Source organism: uncultured Hymenobacter sp. (assembly GCF_964242765.1).
Classification (GTDB): Bacteria; Bacteroidota; Bacteroidia; order Cytophagales; family Hymenobacteraceae; genus Hymenobacter.
The window spans coordinates 22,842-41,144 of the sequence record NZ_CAXTBM010000017.1 but is presented as its reverse complement, the minus strand read 5'-3'; the positions used below and the strand labels follow the sequence as shown (position 1 = coordinate 41,144).

Here is an 18,303-nt window from a genome sequence, read left to right as displayed (position 1 = left end):
CTCCAAGCTTTTCAAAACGGCCTGCAAACCAATGACTACCAGCAGGCCCTCGGCGTATTCAAAGCAGTTAAGAAAAAGCATCCTGAACTGCACTTAACCGAAGAGTACGTGAATGAATGGGGGTATAAGCTGGCTCGCCAAGGGAAAACCAAGCAAGCTATCGAGCTATTCAGACTGAATGTGAGTCTGCATCCGGATAACTGGAACACCTACGACAGCTTAGGAGAAGCCTATGAAATGAATGGTGACAGCGCGCTTGCCATCGCAAACTACAAGCAGTCCTTGGCTCTGAATCCAAAGAATGCGGGTGCGGTGGAGCACCTTAAGAAATTGAGTGCAGCGGCCAGCAAGTAATTATTATCGGGGCAATTCCGGCGCAGAACTGTTATAAGAGTAGGCTCGGCGGTTTGTAGGCTCAGGCGTAGCAAAACTGCCGTATCACTTACACTTTAGTTAGCGTCGTATGAGCAAGGAATCAACGGAAACCCAGCACCTGTCGGCGGCCGATACGGACCGCATCATCGAAATGGGCTGGGAAGACAGAACACCATTTGAGGCAATAGAAGCGCAGTTTGGTTTAGCTGAGAAGGAGGTGATTGTCTTGATGCGGAAGACCATGAAAGCCTCTTCGTTCCGGATGTGGCGCCAACGCATGACCGGCCGCAGTACCAAGCACCGCGCTTTGCGAGTTGAGGGCATGGATCATTTCAAATCCAAGCAGCAAAGAAGCATCTCCATGAACAAAATCAGCAAGCGGTAAATTAGCTGAATTGCTTGCATCACTGGAAGAGCCGCCCCGTCAAGGTGGCTTTTTTGGTTTTCGTAATTTCTATTGCGCCGCAAGCATTGCAAGCAATTAGTCTTGTTCGCCTCGGGCTACTTTCTTTACTTTTGAAGTTGTATCCCAACCAGCATTCTTACTCATGCGCCAATACCTCGACCTCGTCCGCCACATCCTCGACCACGGCACCCCGAAAACCGACCGTACCGGCACGGGCACGCTCTCGGTATTTGGCCACCAGATGCGGTTTGATTTGGCCGAGGGCTTTCCGCTGGTTACCACCAAAAAGGTGCACCTGAAGAGCATCATTCAGGAGTTGCTGTGGTTTCTGCGCGGCGATACCAACAACAATTCTTTGGAAGAAGTGGGCGTGAAAATCTGGCGGGAGTGGGCCGATGCCGATGGCAGCCTCGGCCCCATCTACGGGCAGCAGTGGCGCAGCTGGCAAACCCCCGACGGCCACAGCATTGATCAGATAGCCGAAATGGTGCGCCTACTGCGTACGCAGCCCGATTCGCGGCGCATGGTGGTATCGGCCTGGAACGTGGCCGACTTGCCGCAAATGCGCCTTACACCCTGCCACGCGCTGTTTCAATTCTACGTGGCCGAGGGGCGGCTTTCGTGCCAGCTCTACCAGCGCTCCGCCGATGTATTTCTGGGTGTGCCCTTCAATATTGCTTCCTACGCCTTGCTCACGCTCATGATGGCGCAGGTAACCGGCTTGCAGCCCGGAGAGTTCATCTGGACCGGTGGCGACACGCACCTCTACAGCAACCACCTCGAACAAGCGCGTCTTCAACTCAGCCGGGAGCCCCGCCCATTGCCCCAAATGCGCCTCAACTCTGAAGTAAAGGACATTTTCGAGTTTCAATTCGAAGACTTTCAACTGGAAAACTACGAGCCTTGGCCCGCTATCAAAGCTCCTGTGGCGGTATAAGGAGAGCGTCGGAAGCAAAGGGCACGTACTTGCATTGTCTGCTTTATGAACCGGAAACTGAAACAGGCGTCCGGTAGCTAGGTGGCCTGTGCCGTTGCTGGTAGCTGCCTAGTAAGCAGCATCTTGATAAAGGCAAGTTAAGTTGTGGCTATTGCACAATTGCATACAGCAAATGCTTGAGCTTAGGTTTTTACTGGTCGTACATCGTTGTGCTGAGCTTGTTTGCATGCGTGTTTGGCTGCATTTCAAGCCACCTGCCACCTCATCGTAAGAGCAGCTAATAGTTAACTGAATATCTTGGTTCAGCAGGTAAAAATGCAAAACCAAACCTATTGTTTAAATTCAAGTAAATAAAAATAGTGCAATCAAGTTTCTGATACATATCTTACGTGTCATGAACTCAACCGCCCTGTCCCACCAACATCCCAGCCCGCTTTCCCGGCGGCATCGAGCCTTAATTGCTCTGTACTCTTTAGCTGGTAATACCCATGATCGTCTGACAATTCTGCATTTCAATGACGTGACGGAAGAAGACCTAAACGAGTTCGAAGAAAGTTGGCGCGTACTGTGTGAGCGGCCGTTTCACCCCAACTTTTTAATGCCCCGTATCCCAAGCGCGGAGACGGAGTAGGAGCGGAGACGTCGTTTTCCAGCGTATTTCGCCCAAACTGCCTAGTACCCGAATGCCGGCCACGTTGGCCGTGAATACAGTTTCCGCTTGTAGCAAGGCCGCCGGTTGAAACAGTCCTTCCTGACACTCTAGGCCATGTTTTCTGGCTACTTGTAGCAGATGCGCGCGTCGTACCCCGGCCACGCATCCCGTAGCCAAGGCTGGGGTGAACAGGCAATTATCGGTTACCCAGAATACGGCCGCTGACACGCTTTCGGCCACGTGACCGGCCATATCCAGCAAAAGCAGTTCATCGAGGCCCCGTTGGGCTCTTTCCCGTGCGGCCAGCACGTACGTCAAGCTTTCGGGGCCCTTGCAGAAAGAAACCGGCGAAAGCCGGGTTTGCACAGTTTCGGCGAAACCAGCCGCAGCTAGCGGCGCATCGTTGGGTTGAAAAGGGCGCGTTGTGGCCAACCAGTGGCAATTCGTAGTTTCCGGCGTGTAAAGACCGCCGCCGCTACGCCAGAACTGCAACCGAAGGCGGTGAGCATTGCTGGTTGCTAGTCTGCCTAAGGTATGCGTCAGGCTTTCGGCCGTGGCCAGTTCGGATGGCAGCGTAAGGTCTAGTACGGCAGCGGCCCGTTGCATCCGGGCTAGGTGGTGCGGCAGGTAACGGATGGCACCGTTTGTCCACACCAGCGTCTCAAAGAAACCATCATTGAAAAACAATCCCCGATTTGGTAGAGTCAGCGCAAAATCTTCGTCTAGTAGCAGCTGACCGTTGTAGAGGAGCATTTCTTGGAGTGTCTGATTGCTAGTTGTCGCTCAGTAACTGCTCGTTGCTGGTTTCTAGGGCTGTTCTAGCTGCAAGCAAACCAGCAACTCACAGCAATGTAAACCGCTTACCAGGCAGTGCCTTCACTATATTTTGAAATTCAAGGCCAAGGAGCAGGGAAGCTACTTGGTGCATAGGTAACTGTGTTTTCCAGGCTAGGTTATCGATATGCTCTTCTTTTGTGGCTTGCAACACTTCAATAACACGGAACTCGGCTGGCGTAAAATCCGCGGAATCGTGCATCGTAGGGCCCTTATGCTTGCCGTTGAAGTGCAGGGCCGCGTCCCAATTAAGCAATTGTTCTAGGTCCCGGGGCTCGGAATAAAGAGCGGCTTTATTGTTTTTGATTAGCTCGTGACAGCCTTCTGAGGCCGCCGAGCCTAGTGGGCCGGGCACAGCCAGCACGTCCCGGTCGTAGCCCAAAGCCAAGTCGGCCGTGATGAGTGCGCCCCCTTTGCAGGCGGCTTCTATTACTACGGTACCATCGGCAAGGCCGGCGATAATTCGGTTCCGCGCCGGAAAGTTATACTTGTCGGGTTGGGTGCCAAAGGGAAATTCGGTGAGTAGGCCGCCTTGCGTGAGCATCTTTTCGGCAGTTTTGCGATGCGCATGGGGGTAGATAATATCGAGGCCCGTGGCCATGACGCCCACAGTTTCCAATCCTTCCTGCAAAGCCGCACGGTGGGCAGCAATATCGATGCCGTAGGCAAGGCCACTCACTACCAACGGCCTATGTTGCACCAGGCCTTGTACCAGTCGCTCAGTTTGTTCGCGGCCATAATCGGTGGCTTTGCGGGTACCGACTATAGCCAGTGTTTTCGGCTGGTTGAGGTCGGCGGTGCCTTGGTAATAGAGCAGGGCGGGCGCATCGGCAATCTGCTTTAGCCGCGTCGGGAACAGCTTGCTGGTATAGAAAAGCACTTGTACAGCTTCTTTCTCGGCTTTCCTTACAATAGCCTCGGCCTGTTGCAAAGCCGCCGTACGGTCGGACCCGGTCAGGATAGCCACCGTGGCCGGCCCCACCCCCGGAACCTTACGCAGTTTGCCGGGTGGCAGGTGCAGCACGTTTTTAGCCGAGCCACCGTAGCTCATCAGTTGCCGCGTTAGCTGCGGCCCGATGCCAGGAAAGAGAGTAAGAGCGACTTCGTAAAGGAGAGTATCATCGGTGGTAAGTACAGGCATAACGTAAATAGAACTAGGCAGTAAGGCTGATAGTAGAATAAGCTGTTGTATAAATATTTGCGTGTCATCCTGTGCTCGTGCAGGGTGACAGATAAGTAGGAGAACGGAATTTTATTCCGCTTTCCCAATGGCATCTAGCTCTTTCTTCATCGTCACCAAAAACTTGCGCACTTTTTCCAGGCTCTGAATCACGTCGATTTTCTCTTTGAGCTGGGGCCCTTTCTGCTTGATCATCTCGCGCGCACCCGGAATGGTGTAGCCGCGTTCCTTCACGAGGTGGTAGATGGTACGAAAAATATCGATGTCCTGCGGGGTGTAGAGGCGGTTGCCTTTCTTGCTTTTGCGCGGCCGCAGCTCCTCGAATTCGGTTTCCCAGAACCGGATCAGCGACGGGGCCACGTTGAACTGCGCCGCTACTTCGCCGATAGTAAAGTATTGCTTTTCGATGTCGCGCTCTTTATAGGGCATAGAAGGGGTGGTGGCGCAAGATTAGGTGGGAGGGGCGCGGGAAAGACTGTCCGAAGATAAAGGGGAAGAAAGCAACACCACGTAAAGCGGCGGCTAAATTACTTGAGCTTGTACTTTTTACTTACTTCATCGTATATCAGGAGCAAGTCGTTGGCGCTGCCCTGCTTGTCGAAAATCTGTTCCCAGGTGTTCAGCGGCTCCCAGATGAAGGTGCCCTTGCCTTTGTTGCCGGGCAGATTAAACGCTATATCGTTTACCTCACGCTTGCGTTCCGAATACTCCACTACCACAATGTCCTGCGGGTAACGACTGGCCAGATCGGTAAGGTTGCGTTGCAACTCGGGCAAGGTGCGGTGCCACTTCGGGTAATACGACTGGCCGATAACGTCGCACGTCACCCCGCGGGCAAACATGTGGTCCAGCCAGTACACCGATTGCTCGTTCTGGCCGCCCAGCGCAATGTGCATCATCACGATGCTAGCCGGCGCAACTTCGCGCACGGCCGCAACGCCGGCTTTCAGCAACGCCGCCAGGTTGTCGAGCTTGGCTACGCTGTCGGCGCTGTGTACATCCCCATCGGGCCAGAGCAGGCCGTGGTTGATTTCATTGCCTACCTGCACCATATCGGGCGGGGTGCCCTGCGCTTTAAGGGCTAGCAATACGTCGCGGGTGTAGTCGTGCACGGCTTGGGTGAGCTGCGGGCCGTGCAAGTCCTTCCAGGCCTCGGGCTTGAACTGTTTCTGGGGGTCAGCCCAGGTGTCGCTGTAGTGGAAGTCGAGCAGCAGCTTCAGGCCCGCCTTCTTGGTGCGGGTGGCCATTTGCAGAGTGTGGGCTAAGTCGCAGAAACCTTTCTGGGGCGAGTAGCCGCTGTCGGCCGCCGGGTTGTTGAACAGGCGCAGCCGGACGTAATTAAAGCCGTGGTCTTTCAGAATCTGGATGGCGTCTTTCTGCTGGCCTTTATCCGAAAACTTGACGCCTCGTGCTTCTAGCTGCGGCAGAAAAGAAATATCGGCCCCTAGCATCTTCCCGATCTTTTTCTTGGACCCCGCCGGGCGCGCTGTCTGCTTGGTAGGTTGGGCCGGCTTAATGCCCTGTGCTTGAGCAGCAGAAGCCGCGCAGAAAACAGCAAACAGCAAGCCGATACACAGCCGCAGGTACGGGCCCGGGTGGGGAAATGACCGGCGCGAAAGAGAGAGGACGCTCATGAGGGGAAGTGGGCAGGGAAAGAAAAGCATTCCAGCAGGCACTGCTTCGACTTCCAGGTGAAGTGGCTACCTTTGCAGAAATGCCTTCTGGCCCGGTTATTTGGGTTTCTGAAGCTGCAAAGTAGCCAAAATTGCCGCCGTCGCCAATCCTGCGGTCCGTTCTTATCTCTCCCTCATGTCACTGCCCACCGCCAGCCACGTCCGCCAGCAATTCCTTGATTTTTTTGCTTCCAAAGGCCATCACATCGTGCCCTCGGCCCCGATTGTGGTGAAGGACGACCCGACGCTGCTGTTCATCAACTCGGGCATGGCCCCGTTCAAGGATTACTTTCTCGGCAACAAGCCCGCCCCCTTCAAGCGTATCGCCGACACCCAAAAGTGTTTGCGCGTATCGGGCAAGCACAACGACCTGGAAGAGGTAGGCTACGACACCTACCACCACACCATGTTCGAGATGCTCGGCAACTGGTCGTTCGGGGATTACTTCAAGAAAGACGCCATCGATTGGGCCTGGGAACTGCTCACCGACGTGTTCAAGCTGCCCAAAGACCGGCTCTACGTCACGTACTTCGAGGGCGACCAGGGCGACGGCCTCGGCCCCGATACCGAGACGCAGGAGCTGTGGCGCAAGTACGTGGACGAGCAGCGCATTCTGCCCGGCAACAAGAAGGACAACTTCTGGGAGATGGGCGATACGGGCCCGTGCGGACCTTGCACCGAAATCCACATCGATCTGCGCGACGAGGCGGAAGTAGCCGCCAAATCGGGCCGCGAACTGGTGAATGCCGACCACCCGCAAGTGGTGGAAATCTGGAACAACGTGTTCATGGAGTTCCAGCGGATGGCCGATAAGTCGCTGGTGAAACTGCCTCAGCAGAACGTAGATACGGGCATGGGCTTCGAGCGTTTGATGATGGCCGTATCGGGCGTGAAGTCCAACTACGACACCGACGTGTTTCAGCCGCTCATCCAGTTCATTGCGGCCGAAGCCGGCGTGCAATATCACGGCACTTCCCCGGCCACGGTCAACGACCAGCCCGCCACCGAAAACGAAAAAACCGACATTGCCATCCGGGTTATTGCCGACCACATTCGGACTATCAGCTTCACCATTGCCGATGGGCAGTTGCCGAGCAACGTCAAGGCTGGCTACGTAATCCGCCGCATTCTGCGCCGGGCGGTGCGCTACGCCTTCTCGTCGCTGAACCAGAAGCAGCCCTTCTTATACAAGCTAGTGCCCGTGCTGGCCGACCAGATGCGCAGCATCTTCCCCGAGCTAAAGCAGCAGCAGCAGTTTGTGCAGCGCGTGATTGAAGAAGAGGAAATTGCGTTCCTGAAAACGCTGGAAACCGGTTTGCGCCGCCTCGATGCCCTCGAAGAAACCGCCAAAGCCAACGGCAACCGCATCGACGGCAAAACCGCCTTCGAGCTGTCCGATACGTTTGGTTTCCCACTAGACCTTACGGCCCTCATTGCCCGCGAAAAGGGCTTGACGGTAGATGAAGAGGGCTTCAAGAAAGAGCTGGAAGCCCAGAAAAACCGTTCCCGCAATGCCCAGGAGGCCGAGCAGAGCGACTGGACCGTTGTGACGCCCTCGGAAGAGCAGCCCGCTTTTGTGGGCTACGACCAGGACGAGGCGCCGGCCCGCATCCTGCGCTACCGCCGCACCGACCGCAAAGGCAAAACCGAGTACCAAGTGGTGCTCGACCAGACGCCGTTCTACGCCGAATCGGGCGGGCAGATTGGCGATACAGGTTACCTGGAGTCGCCGCTGAGCAAGGTGCGCGTGCTGGACACCAAGAAGGAAAACGACCTGATCGTACACACGGTGCTGGACTTGCCCGAAGACCTGAACGCCGAGTTCACGGCCCGCTACGACCACGCCCGCCGCGCCCAAATCCAGCGCAACCACACGGCCACCCACCTGCTGCAAGCCGCCCTCCGCGACGTGGTCGGCTCGCACGTGGCCCAGAAAGGCTCGCTCGTGAACGAGAAGCTGCTACGTTTCGACTTCTCGCACTTCACCAAAGTCACCGACGACCAGCTGCGGCAGGTGGAAACCATTGTCAACGAGAAGATCCGCCAGCAAATTCCGCTCGACGAGCGCCGCAACGTGCCCATTGCCGACGCGAAAAGCCTAGGGGCTACGGCGCTGTTTGGCGAGAAGTACGGCGAGTTCGTGCGCGTCATCACCTTCGACCGTGACTTCTCGGTGGAGCTGTGCGGTGGCACCCACGTGCGCACTACCGGCGACATCGGCTACTTTAAAATCACGGCTGAAAGCGCCGTGGGCGCGGGTGTGCGCCGCATCGAAGCCGTAACGGCCGAGGCTGCCGAAAGCTACGTGAATCAGCAGCTCGATTTGCTGGCCCAGGTACGTGAGGCGCTCGGCAATCCGCAGCTGCTGCTGACCAGCATCGAGAAGCTGAGTGAGGAAACGGCCAGCTTGCGCAAGCAAATTGAGTTGTTTGCGCAGCAAAGCATCAACCAGCAGAAAGAGCAGTTGGCGGGCCAGGTGAAACCACTCGGCGGCGTGAACTTCCTGGCGGCTCAAGTGCAGGTAACCTCGGCCGACGGCCTCAAGACCTTGGCGTTCAACCTACGTCAGGCGGTGCCTAACCTCATAGCCGTCCTCGGCGCTGAAATCGACGGTAAGCCGCAACTGGCCGTTATGCTCGACGACGAACTGGCCAAAGCCGGTAAGCTCAACGCTAGCACGTTGGTACGCGAGTTGGCCAAGGAAATCCAGGGCGGCGGCGGCGGCCAGCCATTCTTTGCCACGGCCGGCGGCAAGAATGTAGCTGGGCTGGGTGCGGCTATCAGCAAAGCGGAGGAGTTGGTTAGCAAGGCATTGTAGCCTCGGCTGACCGGTTGAAACTGTAAGTAAAATGCAGGTGGACGGTCGTTCACCTGCATTTGTTTTTTGTATTAAGCTAATTCACTGCAAGTAGCAGTTGCGCATATCCATTCGGTACACTATCCTCGCTTGGCTGGCTTGTGGCATCTTTCTATAAGCGAGAAGACGTTAAAAACAGAAGGCTTACTCGTAGGATTTTATAAGATAAAATGAGGATAATAGTACGAGTTAACTGTTGAGTTTATACTACCTTTATTCTTGAATATAGTAGCAAGCCATTCATTTAGGTGAAGAAATATCTCCTGCTCTTAGAGTTTACAATCGGTAGTGTGTGCGTGACAGTATCGTCAGCCAATGCCCAACCCATAAAGGCGTATTTCAAGGACCAGTCGGGCAACCACAGCGCCTTCGGTTTTGGGAGCAGCCATCAGGTGCGCACCGGTACTATGCGCGGCGCTGATGGGGCAGGCGTGATTACCCGGTATTTCGCAAGCGGGCAGAAGCCAGAGGAAATACCTTACCAGCTTCTGCGTAAAAACGAGCTGCACGGGACGCAAACCCGCTGGTTTGAAAACGGCCCGGTGCAGGCCACCGAGCAGTACACTAACAGCCAGCGGCACGGCCAATTACTGACCTATTACCCTGATGGCACGCTGCGGCGCCGAGAAGAATTCCAGAACGGCAAGCAAATGAAAGCTGAGTGCTTTGCCGCCAACGGCAGGCCCGCAGCCTATTTCGATTACTTGCAATTTACTGAATACCGCGGCGGCCTCGCAAACTTGCTCGCAACCATTCAGAGCAGCACCCGCTACCCCAAAGATGCCTTGCGCAAACAGCAGGAAGGGAAGGTGGTCCCTGATTTTGTGGTGAACAGCCTCTGCGGCTGGACTCCCGCTCAGCTCGATGGCAACCCTACTGACGTGGTATTCACGCTGCCGGTTAGTTTTCTTATTCGTTGATTTTACTTTTCTCCATTTCACACCTAGCTTAACTATGCGTTTCTTTACTCTTACCACGGCCGTGTTGGCGGCCGGTTTCTCTATCAGTGCTTCGGCCCAGGTTTTCACCGACCCCGGTGCCTATAACAATGCTATTGTGGCCGAGCAGCGGGCTATGCTCAAGAAAAACCTGCGCTACATCAGCAAATCGGCCCACTCCGACAACGAGAAAAAGATTGATGCCAAGCGCCTCGACCTGATCAAGCAAACCGAGGCTTCGCTGAACAAAGTGGCCAAGATGCCCGCCTTCCAGGACGACAAAGGACTCAAAGAGCAAACCACGGAGGCGTTTTATCAGCTGCTGAAGGTGTACTCCGAAGACTACAAGGCCGTGGACATGCTGGCCGCTACCCGCACGGCGACCATCGAAAACATGGAGCAGTACTTTAAGCTTCAGGAAGTTGCCGAAGCCAAGCTCCAGGTGGTCAACGACAGTGTGGATGCCGCCCAGCGCCGGTTTGCCCAGCGCCACAAGATGACCATCTCCGAAGACCCCGAAGGCAAGCGCCTAGCCAACTATATGCGGCAGGTTTCGGAAGTGAATAGCTATCAGCACCAAGTATACCTGGTGCAATTCCGGGTGGAAAAGGCCAATGCCCGTCTTACTGATGCCTTAGGCTCCCAGAATGCGGAGGCCTTCGAACAGGCTCGGTTGCAGCTTATTGAAGATACCAACAAAGCGGTGGCGGGCCTTACGGCTATTGCGCCCTTCCGAGGTAAAGACGCCCACTACCGCGACGCGGCCCGCAACTTGGTGAAGTTCTACGCAACTTTCGCCGTCAATCAGGCGGCCCAGATGAAAGTGCTGCTGGAACGCAAAGACAGCTTCACCAAAGCCGATGCCGACAAGTTTAACGGCTTCATCAATCTCTATAACTCGCAGAACCAGAAGCTGTCTACGGCCTACAACCAAGCCGGCAGCAATTTCCAGGCTACGTACATTCCAGTGTTCAACGACTAGCAGTAGCGCGTTTGCTAGTGCTCCGTCTAGGACGTTCAGGACAGCAATAGGACAGCAAAGGGCCTTTTTAGGTCGGAACAGGGGTTGCAACCGCGCCTCGTTCCGATGTAGAAAGGCCTTTTTGCACTTCTTAAAGGGATACATTTTCTCGGATAGATAGTTTTAACTTGCAGCTCCGGCGGCCTACCCGCCTAATTACTACGTATGGACGAAAGCATCAAAGCGAAATATCAGCCTGTCATCGGCCTCGAAGTGCACGCGCAGCTGCTCACGCACAGCAAAATGTACTCTTCCGACGAGAACGAGTACGGCGCGCTGCCCAACAACAACTTGAGCGTGATTACGCTCGGCCACCCCGGTACGCTGCCCCGCGTCAACCACACGGCCGTAGAATACGCCATGAAAATGGGTTTGGCTACCAATTGCCACATCCGCCGCGACAACCTGTTTGCGCGCAAAAACTACTTCTATCCCGACCTGCCGAAGGGCTACCAGATAACGCAGGACAAAACGCCCATCTGCTACGAAGGTCACGTAGAAGTGCGCCTTTCCGACGGTTCCACCAAGCAAATCGGCGTGACGCGCATTCACATGGAGGAAGACGCCGGCAAGAGTATGCACTTGGCCGGCGAGGTGGAAACTCTCGTGGACTTGAACCGCGCAGGCGTGCCGCTGATTGAAATCGTGTCGGAGCCGGACATTCGGACTTCGGAGGAAGCGTATGCTTACCTCACCGAAATCAAGAAGCTAGTGGAGTACCTGGAAATCTGCGACGGCAACATGGAAGAAGGGTCGTTGCGCTGCGACGCCAACATCTCGGTGATGCTGCACGGGGCCGACAAGTTTGGCACCAAGGTGGAGGTGAAGAATATGAACTCGTTCCGCAACGTGCAGCGCGCCATCGACTACGAAATCGAGCGGCAGATCAAGATGTTGGAACGTGGCGAAGTTATCGACAGCGAAACCCGTGGCTTCGACGCGACTACCGGCACTACGGGCGGGCAGCGGAGCAAGGAAACGATGAACGACTACCGCTACTTCCCGGAGCCCGATTTGCCCCCGGTAATCATCGATGATGAGTGGCTGCACCGCGTGCAGCAGGAGCTGCCGGCCCTGCCGCAGCAGCTTTACGCCCGCTTCACCGGCGAGCTAGGCCTCTCTGATTACGATGCCTCGGTGCTGACGGTGGAGAAGGACGTGGCGTTGTTCTTCGATGAGTTGACCCGCCTGACCCCGAACGCCAAAGCCGCGGCCAACTGGGTGCAAGGCCCGGTGAAGTCGTTCTTGAACGAGCGCGCCCTCACCATGGCGGAGTTTCCGCTCACTACGCAGCACCTGGCCGACATCATTCAGCTTATCGACGCCAACCAAGTCAGCCACTCGGTAGCCTCCAAGCAGCTCTTCCCGTACCTGCTCGATAACCCCGCGCAAACCCCCGCCGCCGCGGCCGAAGCCCAGGGTTTGTTGCAGCAGTCGGACAGCGGCGCGCTGGAAACTATGATTCAGCAGGTACTGGACGCCAACCCGGCTAAGGTCGCCGAGTACCGCGCCGGCAAGAAGTCGTTGACCGGCATGTTTATGGGGGAGCTGATGAAGCTGACCGGTGGCAAAGCCGACCCCAAACTGGCTAACCAGCTGTTGCGTCAGAAGCTGGACGCTTAACCAGCAAGCAATTACCCATCAGAAAAGCACAGGCGACTGAAGTCGCCTGTGCTTTTTATTTATACATTGTTCTATACTAAATAGCTATAATCATGTTTTCGAGACTCTATCTGCCGCTAGTTCTTGCCTTGGGTTTAGGCAGCAGTTATACTACAACTATTCCTGCGGTTACGGACGCTGGCTCTATCAGTGCTGCGGGTGGTTATGAACTACGAGGTACCCTACTAAATGCGCCGCTTGGCATCAAGGTGGTTATGGTTGATAGCCATGAAGGCAAGCATACGCACTTGGATTCAACCCAGGTTGATGCCAACGGGCAGTTTGTATTACGAGGCAAAGTTCCAGAGCCCGCTCTCTATCAGCTACATGTGGGCAAGGAGCGGCTGACGATGCCGTTGCTGGTGCCATTGGCGAACAACGTACAGCTGCGCTTAACCGGTGATGCCGCGCAGCTAAGCACTACCTATTGGTTGGAGGGTTCGCCGGAAGCGGCGTTGCTGCTACAGTTTCGGGCATTGCGTACGCGAGCAAGTATGCAGTACGTGGCGGCTATGGTGGAAAAGCGCAGCAAGGAGAACGTGCCTATGGCAACGCCCAATGAGCCTCCAAGGATGGATGAAGGTCTGATGCAAGCAAGTCGGGAGTTGCAGGCAGCAGCCAACAAGCAGTTGATACGGCAGAATACAAGCTCGTATGTGGCCGCCTATCAGGTAACTACTTTGGCGCGGGATGAAAAGCAGCGGCCTTTCGTTGACTCTATGGCTATTCGTTTTCAGCAAGCGCTGCCAAACTCCCGTTACACCAAGTACCTGGCCGACCATATGCGCAAGGCGGGCGCTACGGCCATTGGCAAGTTGGCTCCCGACGTGAAGCTGACTACGCCGGAGGGCAAGGAACTAGCCTTGTCATCGCTGCGCGGCAAGTACGTGCTGATTGATTTCTGGGCATCATGGTGCGGGCCGTGCCGTCAGGAAAACCCGAGTGTTATCAAGCTATATCAGAAGTATAAAGACAAAGGTTTCGATATCTATAGCATTTCCCTGGACGACTCGAAAGAGAAATGGGTGAAGGCTATTGCGACGGATGGGTTGCCGTGGAAGCACGTATCGGATTTGAAAGGCTGGAAAAGCGCGGCGGGAGTGGCCTACGGGGTGGAGTCGATTCCCCAAACGTTGCTGCTCGACCCCAAAGGACACATTGTGGCCAAAAACCTGCGCGGGCCGGAATTGGAAGTGAAAATTGCTTCTCTGCTGCCCTAGCCAAGGCGGTTGCAACTCCTCCAGGAACTAAGGCGGGCCTTTTCGGTTTTCAGTAGCAAGTACCAAGTAGGACAGGTGGCAAGTATTTTTGCATTCGCGCTTAAATCGGCAACTTGCGGCCCCTACGCTCGATACTTGCTAACTAGTCCGCCGGCTTGGTACCGGCGCTTTCGTCTGAGATGATACAAAATATGAAAAGCTTTCTGTTGATCGGGGCTGTGCTGGGCATGGCCAACGCCTGCAACAAAGCCACGCCGCCCACCACCGGTACGGCTGCCACTGGCACCGGCTACCAGATCACCGGCCAACTCACCAATGCGCCGGCCGGCGCCAAAGTATACCTCGCCGAGTTAGGCGACACCCAGTTTATTTCGCGCGACACAGCCGCCGTGGATGAAAAAGGGGAGTTCAAATTTACGGGCACGGTGCCGGAAACCGGATTGTATCAAGTGAAGGTAAACGACCAAAACCAGGTGCTCATAGCCTTGGCCAACGGCAGCAACCTCTCCTTAACCGGCGACGCCCAGAAGCTAAGCGACTCCTACACCGTGAAAGGCTCGAAAGACTCGGAGGTGTTGCAGCAACTCAGCCGCACGATGTTGCAGTCGAAGACGCAAATGGGACAGTTGGAGCAACGCTACAACCAGAACGCCCAGGCCGGCCGCTCCGATTCGATGCAGCGCATAGAAAAGCAATTTTATGCCTTGCAAGCCAGCGGCACCGAAGGCATAAAAAAGCTGATACGGGCAAACCCCGGTTCGGTGGTGTCGGGTTTTGTAGTGGCTAACCTAATCAATCCCGACGAGCAGTTTGCTTTCGCTGACTCGATGACGACGGTGTTCAAAACCACCCAGCCTGAGTCGCGCTACACCAAAGCCTTGGTGGCCAAGCTGGAGCCGATGCGCTCTACCGCTGTGGGTGTGCAAGCGCCGGAAATCAACCTAGCGGCCCCCGACGGTAAGGCAGTGGCGCTAAGCAGTCTACGCGGCAAGTACGTGCTAATTGATTTCTGGGCGTCCTGGTGCGGGCCCTGCCGCCGCGAAAACCCCAACGTAGTGAAGGCCTATAATAAGTACAAAGGCAAAGGCTTTGAAATCTACGGCGTGAGCTTCGACCAAGACCGGGAGAAGTGGCTGAAAGCTATTCAGGCCGATGGCCTCATCTGGAAGCACGTTTCCGACCTGAAAGGTTGGGAAAGTGCCGCCGGTCAAACCTACAGCATCAAATCGATTCCCGCCTCGATTCTGCTCGACCCGCAAGGGCGCATTATCGGCAAAAACCTGCGCGGGGAAGCCTTGGAAGCCAAGCTCGCTTCGGTGTTGAGATAATCACCTATAGTCCAGCACAGTACACAAAAAGCCGAGCCCGTACGGGTTCGGCTTTTTGTGTACTGTGCTGGACTGGACTATAGCGCCAAGTAGGTTTATGGGGCCTAGTCTTTGCGAGCTATAATAACAATGTGCCGGGCAGCCGCAGTGCCTGCCATACGACCGGCCCGATGGAGTAGCTTTGCCACTTGGGTGCTGGCAACTATAGGTTCTAGAAGGGCTTTGCCAGGCAGCTTTTTAGCTACTGATTCCAGTAAATACCAAGGTTTGTCGTACAGGTAGCTGGTCGAAACTACCGAAAAGGCACTTTTCTCGATTAAATCGATGTAGCCAGGAAAACGTTCGGGGGTGATATAGTCAGTGAACACCACGTATCCTTCCTTGCGCAAAACCCGGTACGTATCCTGAAGAGCGGCCTGCATCTTTTCATCGCTAAACCACCAACCAATCATTCCGTCGCAGAGCGTAACTACTTCGAAGCTTTCTTCAGCAAAAGGAAGTCCGGGCGTAGTTGTCACGTAATAATGCATCGAGCAGTTGTGCTGAGCGGCTAACTCATCGCACTTTAGCTTGCAGGCTTTCACCGCACTAAGCGAGATGTCGGAGGCATATAGCTCCTTGGTGAAGGGAACAAGGTGCGCGGTCATTAATCCCTGGCTACAGCCCAACTCCAGCAGTGAGGCGGGGTAAGGACAAAACCGGCGCAATTGCTCGACGGTGTAAATGTGCCGGTACAGCTCGCCGCCCCGCCGGCTATAACTCCAAGGTTCAGCTATAGTGCTGTATTGGTTTTCAAACCAAGGGTTATAGTCGTGTTCCTGCGATACAGTTATTCCGTCAAGTAAGCGGTAGCCGCTAATACTAGATGGAGCGTGGGCTTTGTTTTGTTGCATGTCAGCGAGCTAAAAGTAGTGCAACTTTCTCTTTGGAAAGCGTTACTGAGGATGCGATATGGCTTGCCTAAGTAACTAGTGCTGGTCTGAATATAGTGACATAATTACTTATTATAGGTATACGTTTACAGATTTTCCCGGAATTGGGATCTGAAGAATTTGCAAAAACGTCTGTTCAGCTTCCAGACAAGCAAATGGCCGCTGCTTGCCTTAGGCTAGAAACATGCGCTGCATGGCTTGCCAAAGTTGCTTCTTGCGGCCAGCGTCGTATTCCAGCATCTTGATTTCACTGGCTCCCAGAAAGGCGGTGTCGCCGTAAAGTAGCACGGGTTCGTAAGGCTGCGTGGTGTATACTGCTACGTCGAGCAAGTTTTTGCCGAAAGCCAGGAACTGTTTGGCTGCCAGATCTTTGCGTAAAGAACATAGGGCCACTGGAAATTTTTCGTGCTCTACGTTCACGAGCACCACGTCTTCCATTACCAGCCGAATGGCTTTCAGAATATTGTTGAGGAACACGTTGCGGGGTAGCTTTCGAAATTCGTCGGCTGGCAGGCGCACCAAAATCAGCAGGCCATTGGGGTTGCTACCCAGCGTAGCAAACGGAATGTGTGCCACCGGTGACTGGGTGGGCGTAGGCTGAATCCGGCCGGGCTGCGATGCTGGCGCGGCCGGGGCGGCCGGCAACTCCGCTAAAATTGCTGCCGAGAACAGGGGGCCTGGGTCAGCGGCAAGTGTTGCGGGCGTGGGAACCGGCAAAGGAGGGGGCGGAGTTAGGGTAAGGTTGGCCAGGGAGGGTAGTTTGCTTGCGGTAGGAGGAGGTACGGCCGGCCCTATAGGCACAACCGTCGGGGCGGCTTCCACGCGCGGCACCAATGGAGATGGCGGAAGAACAGCCTCCGCAGCAACGGCCGCCACGGCAGTTGCTACCGGCGCGGCAGCGGCTGTCGTGGTGGCCGTTGCTGCCAACTGAGGGGGAGCTACTGACGGGGCAGCCGGTTCCGCTACCACATACAGCGACACATTGGTATAAAAATTCTGAAAGAAAGCAAGTGAATCAGCGGTTGCCATAGAGGAAGTAACAGAACAGCTAAAAAGAGTAGAACAAGAGCAGGTCAGAGTTCATTTTTTGGTAGCAAGTAGACAAGCTGCCGCTTGTTGAGCTACTAAACGAAGTAAGGTCAGCTAAAATAACAGACCGAACCCAATCATAGTGTTGAAGTATAATTTGCCGCCTTAGCCCGCGGGAGCTTATGACACGTTTGCCTACGTCAGGTTACTCCTGGAGCCATACGGAATGATTACACTCGTTATTCCGTGTGCTTCCTGATCGGGACCTGCACGTACGCCGAGGGGCTGTTGTAAAGGCTTTTTGGCGTTTCCGGTGCCCTCGCTCTTCGGCGTTAATCGGGGGGCCCTGGCACTGACTGATCCAACTACGGTTGCCCTGCTATGGTGGCGGCCGAAGGTGGAAATCTGGCTGCGGGGAATATAGCCTCGGCCGTTGGCAGCAATACCTACGTGTATCTGGCCGGGTACTTTGAGCCGCCATTCCGGATATGGTGCCGCTGACTTGTTTGAGCAGGACGTGTTTAACTTGTTTGTGTTTGTGACGGCCTCACTGGTATACCAGCGGAGTAGTTGGCCTTACTATGCTCTGAGTTATTCCAGGTCGAATAAGGCTCGTAGCTCAGTGGCTTCGGCGGGCTTCATGCGGCCTCCGAGCACTAGTCGCAGCTGGCGCCGGCGCAGGGCGCCTTCGTAGAGCTGAACTTCCTCTGGGGTTTCGGGCACGGCCTCTGGCACATCAATCGGGCGGCCTGACTGGTCGACGGCGACAAAAGTGAAAAAGGCCTCGTTGGTTTTCATCTTAGTTCCGCTCGGAATATCCTCGGCCCATACATCAATATGTACTTCCATGCTCGAACTAAACGCGCGCGTCACCTGGGCTTGCAACGTTACCACGCTGCCTAGCCGGATAGCATCACGAAACGATACGTTGTCGACGGATGCGGTTACTACGATGCGGTTGGAGTGTTTTTGAGCGGCAATAGCGGCGGCAATATCCATCAGGTGCATCATGTGGCCACCCATCAGGTTGTTGAGCGTGTTGGTGTCGTTGGGTAGCACCAACTCAGTCATTATAACGAACGAGTCCTTTACGGGCCTTTGTTTGCGCATCATGCGAAGAAATTCTCGGAGAAGTGAATGCTGCAAAGATAGGCTGCGTGGCTGGAGTCCGAAGCGTCAAGGCCACGCATCATCAAACAACGTTTTTGCTGTGGGGCGTGCTTATTCTTCGGAATGCGGGAAGGTGTAAGCGTAAACTA

16 protein-coding genes (1 of these 16 cut by a window edge) are annotated in these 18,303 nt (G+C 55.2%); 9 read left to right on the top strand and 7 right to left on the bottom strand.

From position 1 onward, the window contains the following. From ACFE7X_RS09405 to ACFE7X_RS09395, 3 genes are all read left to right on the top strand, one after another. Window positions 1-354, top strand: the final stretch of a protein-coding gene (locus ACFE7X_RS09405; RefSeq protein ID WP_375435420.1) for a serine hydrolase. It extends 1,098 nt beyond the left edge of the window; only the last 354 of its 1,452 coding nucleotides appear in the window; its start codon lies off the left edge, out of view; the stop codon is at window positions 352-354. Between the two features lie 109 nt (window positions 355-463). Then, window positions 464-760: a TIGR03643 family protein gene (locus ACFE7X_RS09400; RefSeq protein WP_375435419.1), complete on the top strand. Its 297-nt coding sequence runs from the start codon at window positions 464-466 to the stop codon at window positions 758-760. A gap of 163 nt (window positions 761-923) precedes the next feature. Further along, window positions 924-1,718 carry a thymidylate synthase gene (locus ACFE7X_RS09395; RefSeq protein ID WP_375435418.1) on the top strand — a complete coding sequence of 265 codons (795 nt, stop codon included), beginning with the start codon at window positions 924-926 and terminating at the stop codon, window positions 1,716-1,718. 595 nt (window positions 1,719-2,313) lie between these two features. Here ACFE7X_RS09395 and ACFE7X_RS09390 read toward each other — a convergent pair. The 4 genes from ACFE7X_RS09390 to ACFE7X_RS09375 form a co-directional block, all read right to left on the bottom strand. Then, window positions 2,314-3,123: an aminotransferase class IV gene (locus ACFE7X_RS09390; RefSeq protein ID WP_375435417.1), complete on the bottom strand. Its 810-nt coding sequence runs from the start codon at window positions 3,121-3,123 to the stop codon at window positions 2,314-2,316. A gap of 88 nt (window positions 3,124-3,211) precedes the next feature. After that, a complete protein-coding gene (gene dprA / locus ACFE7X_RS09385) occupies window positions 3,212-4,345 on the bottom strand; it encodes a DNA-processing protein DprA (RefSeq protein ID WP_375435416.1) in 1,134 nt (377 codons plus the stop codon). Window positions 4,346-4,456: 111 nt separating this feature from the next. Beyond that, a complete protein-coding gene (locus ACFE7X_RS09380; protein ID WP_375435415.1) occupies window positions 4,457-4,813 on the bottom strand; it encodes a MerR family transcriptional regulator in 357 nt (118 codons plus the stop codon). Between the two features lie 98 nt (window positions 4,814-4,911). Next, window positions 4,912-6,018, bottom strand: coding sequence for an arabinogalactan endo-beta-1,4-galactanase (locus ACFE7X_RS09375; protein WP_375435414.1), 1,107 nt, complete (start codon window positions 6,016-6,018; stop codon window positions 4,912-4,914). A 175-nt stretch (window positions 6,019-6,193) separates the two neighbouring features. On the opposite strand from ACFE7X_RS09375, the gene alaS reads away from it, so the two are divergent. From alaS to ACFE7X_RS09345, 6 genes are all read left to right on the top strand, one after another. Beyond that, window positions 6,194-8,875, top strand: coding sequence for an alanine--tRNA ligase (gene alaS / locus ACFE7X_RS09370; protein WP_375435413.1), 2,682 nt, complete (start codon window positions 6,194-6,196; stop codon window positions 8,873-8,875). A 287-nt stretch (window positions 8,876-9,162) separates the two neighbouring features. Next, the gene (locus tag ACFE7X_RS09365; protein WP_375435412.1) at window positions 9,163-9,834 is read left to right on the top strand and encodes a toxin-antitoxin system YwqK family antitoxin; all 672 of its coding nucleotides are present in this window, start codon (window positions 9,163-9,165) and stop codon (window positions 9,832-9,834) included. 34 nt (window positions 9,835-9,868) lie between these two features. Continuing rightward, window positions 9,869-10,834, top strand: a complete 966-nt coding sequence (locus ACFE7X_RS09360) for a hypothetical protein (protein ID WP_375435411.1) — start codon at window positions 9,869-9,871, stop codon at window positions 10,832-10,834. Window positions 10,835-11,038: 204 nt separating this feature from the next. Next, the gene (gene gatB, locus ACFE7X_RS09355) at window positions 11,039-12,496 is read left to right on the top strand and encodes an Asp-tRNA(Asn)/Glu-tRNA(Gln) amidotransferase subunit GatB (protein ID WP_375435410.1); all 1,458 of its coding nucleotides are present in this window, start codon (window positions 11,039-11,041) and stop codon (window positions 12,494-12,496) included. Window positions 12,497-12,588: 92 nt separating this feature from the next. Further along, window positions 12,589-13,755, top strand: a complete 1,167-nt coding sequence (locus tag ACFE7X_RS09350; RefSeq protein WP_375435409.1) for a redoxin domain-containing protein — start codon at window positions 12,589-12,591, stop codon at window positions 13,753-13,755. 191 nt (window positions 13,756-13,946) lie between these two features. Then, a complete protein-coding gene (locus tag ACFE7X_RS09345; protein ID WP_375435408.1) occupies window positions 13,947-15,083 on the top strand; it encodes a redoxin family protein in 1,137 nt (378 codons plus the stop codon). A 104-nt stretch (window positions 15,084-15,187) separates the two neighbouring features. Here ACFE7X_RS09345 and ACFE7X_RS09340 read toward each other — a convergent pair whose 3' ends face one another. The 3 genes from ACFE7X_RS09340 to ACFE7X_RS09330 all read right to left on the bottom strand — a co-directional run bounded on the left by ACFE7X_RS09340 (window position 15,188) and on the right by ACFE7X_RS09330 (window position 18,154). After that, complete coding sequence (locus ACFE7X_RS09340; RefSeq protein ID WP_375435407.1) at window positions 15,188-15,976, bottom strand: class I SAM-dependent methyltransferase; 789 nt, start codon at window positions 15,974-15,976, stop codon at window positions 15,188-15,190. A 210-nt stretch (window positions 15,977-16,186) separates the two neighbouring features. After that, window positions 16,187-17,044, bottom strand: coding sequence for a hypothetical protein (locus ACFE7X_RS09335; RefSeq protein ID WP_375435406.1), 858 nt, complete (start codon window positions 17,042-17,044; stop codon window positions 16,187-16,189). 591 nt (window positions 17,045-17,635) lie between these two features. Continuing rightward, window positions 17,636-18,154 carry an acyl-CoA thioesterase gene (locus ACFE7X_RS09330; protein WP_375435462.1) on the bottom strand — a complete coding sequence of 173 codons (519 nt, stop codon included), beginning with the start codon at window positions 18,152-18,154 and terminating at the stop codon, window positions 17,636-17,638. Window positions 18,155-18,303: the final 149 nt, after the last annotated feature.

Bases quoted from the DNA above. Each gene is read 5' to 3' on its own strand.
- ACFE7X_RS09400 (WP_375435419.1), top strand. From the start codon at position 464: ATGAGCAAGGAATCAACGGAAACCCAGCACCTGTCGGCGGCCGATACG.
- ACFE7X_RS09395 (WP_375435418.1), top strand. From the start codon at position 924: ATGCGCCAATACCTCGACCTCGTCCGCCACATCCTCGACCACGGCACC.
- ACFE7X_RS09390 (WP_375435417.1), bottom strand. From the start codon at position 3,123: ATGCTCCTCTACAACGGTCAGCTGCTACTAGACGAAGATTTTGCGCTG.
- dprA (WP_375435416.1), bottom strand. From the start codon at position 4,345: ATGCCTGTACTTACCACCGATGATACTCTCCTTTACGAAGTCGCTCTT.
- ACFE7X_RS09380 (WP_375435415.1), bottom strand. From the start codon at position 4,813: ATGCCCTATAAAGAGCGCGACATCGAAAAGCAATACTTTACTATCGGC.
- ACFE7X_RS09375 (WP_375435414.1), bottom strand. From the start codon at position 6,018: ATGAGCGTCCTCTCTCTTTCGCGCCGGTCATTTCCCCACCCGGGCCCG.
- alaS (WP_375435413.1), top strand. From the start codon at position 6,194: ATGTCACTGCCCACCGCCAGCCACGTCCGCCAGCAATTCCTTGATTTT.
- ACFE7X_RS09360 (WP_375435411.1), top strand. From the start codon at position 9,869: ATGCGTTTCTTTACTCTTACCACGGCCGTGTTGGCGGCCGGTTTCTCT.
- gatB (WP_375435410.1), top strand. From the start codon at position 11,039: ATGGACGAAAGCATCAAAGCGAAATATCAGCCTGTCATCGGCCTCGAA.
- ACFE7X_RS09350 (WP_375435409.1), top strand. From the start codon at position 12,589: ATGTTTTCGAGACTCTATCTGCCGCTAGTTCTTGCCTTGGGTTTAGGC.
- ACFE7X_RS09345 (WP_375435408.1), top strand. From the start codon at position 13,947: ATGAAAAGCTTTCTGTTGATCGGGGCTGTGCTGGGCATGGCCAACGCC.
- ACFE7X_RS09340 (WP_375435407.1), bottom strand. From the start codon at position 15,976: ATGCAACAAAACAAAGCCCACGCTCCATCTAGTATTAGCGGCTACCGC.
- ACFE7X_RS09335 (WP_375435406.1), bottom strand. From the start codon at position 17,044: ATGGCAACCGCTGATTCACTTGCTTTCTTTCAGAATTTTTATACCAAT.
- ACFE7X_RS09330 (WP_375435462.1), bottom strand. From the start codon at position 18,154: ATGCGCAAACAAAGGCCCGTAAAGGACTCGTTCGTTATAATGACTGAG.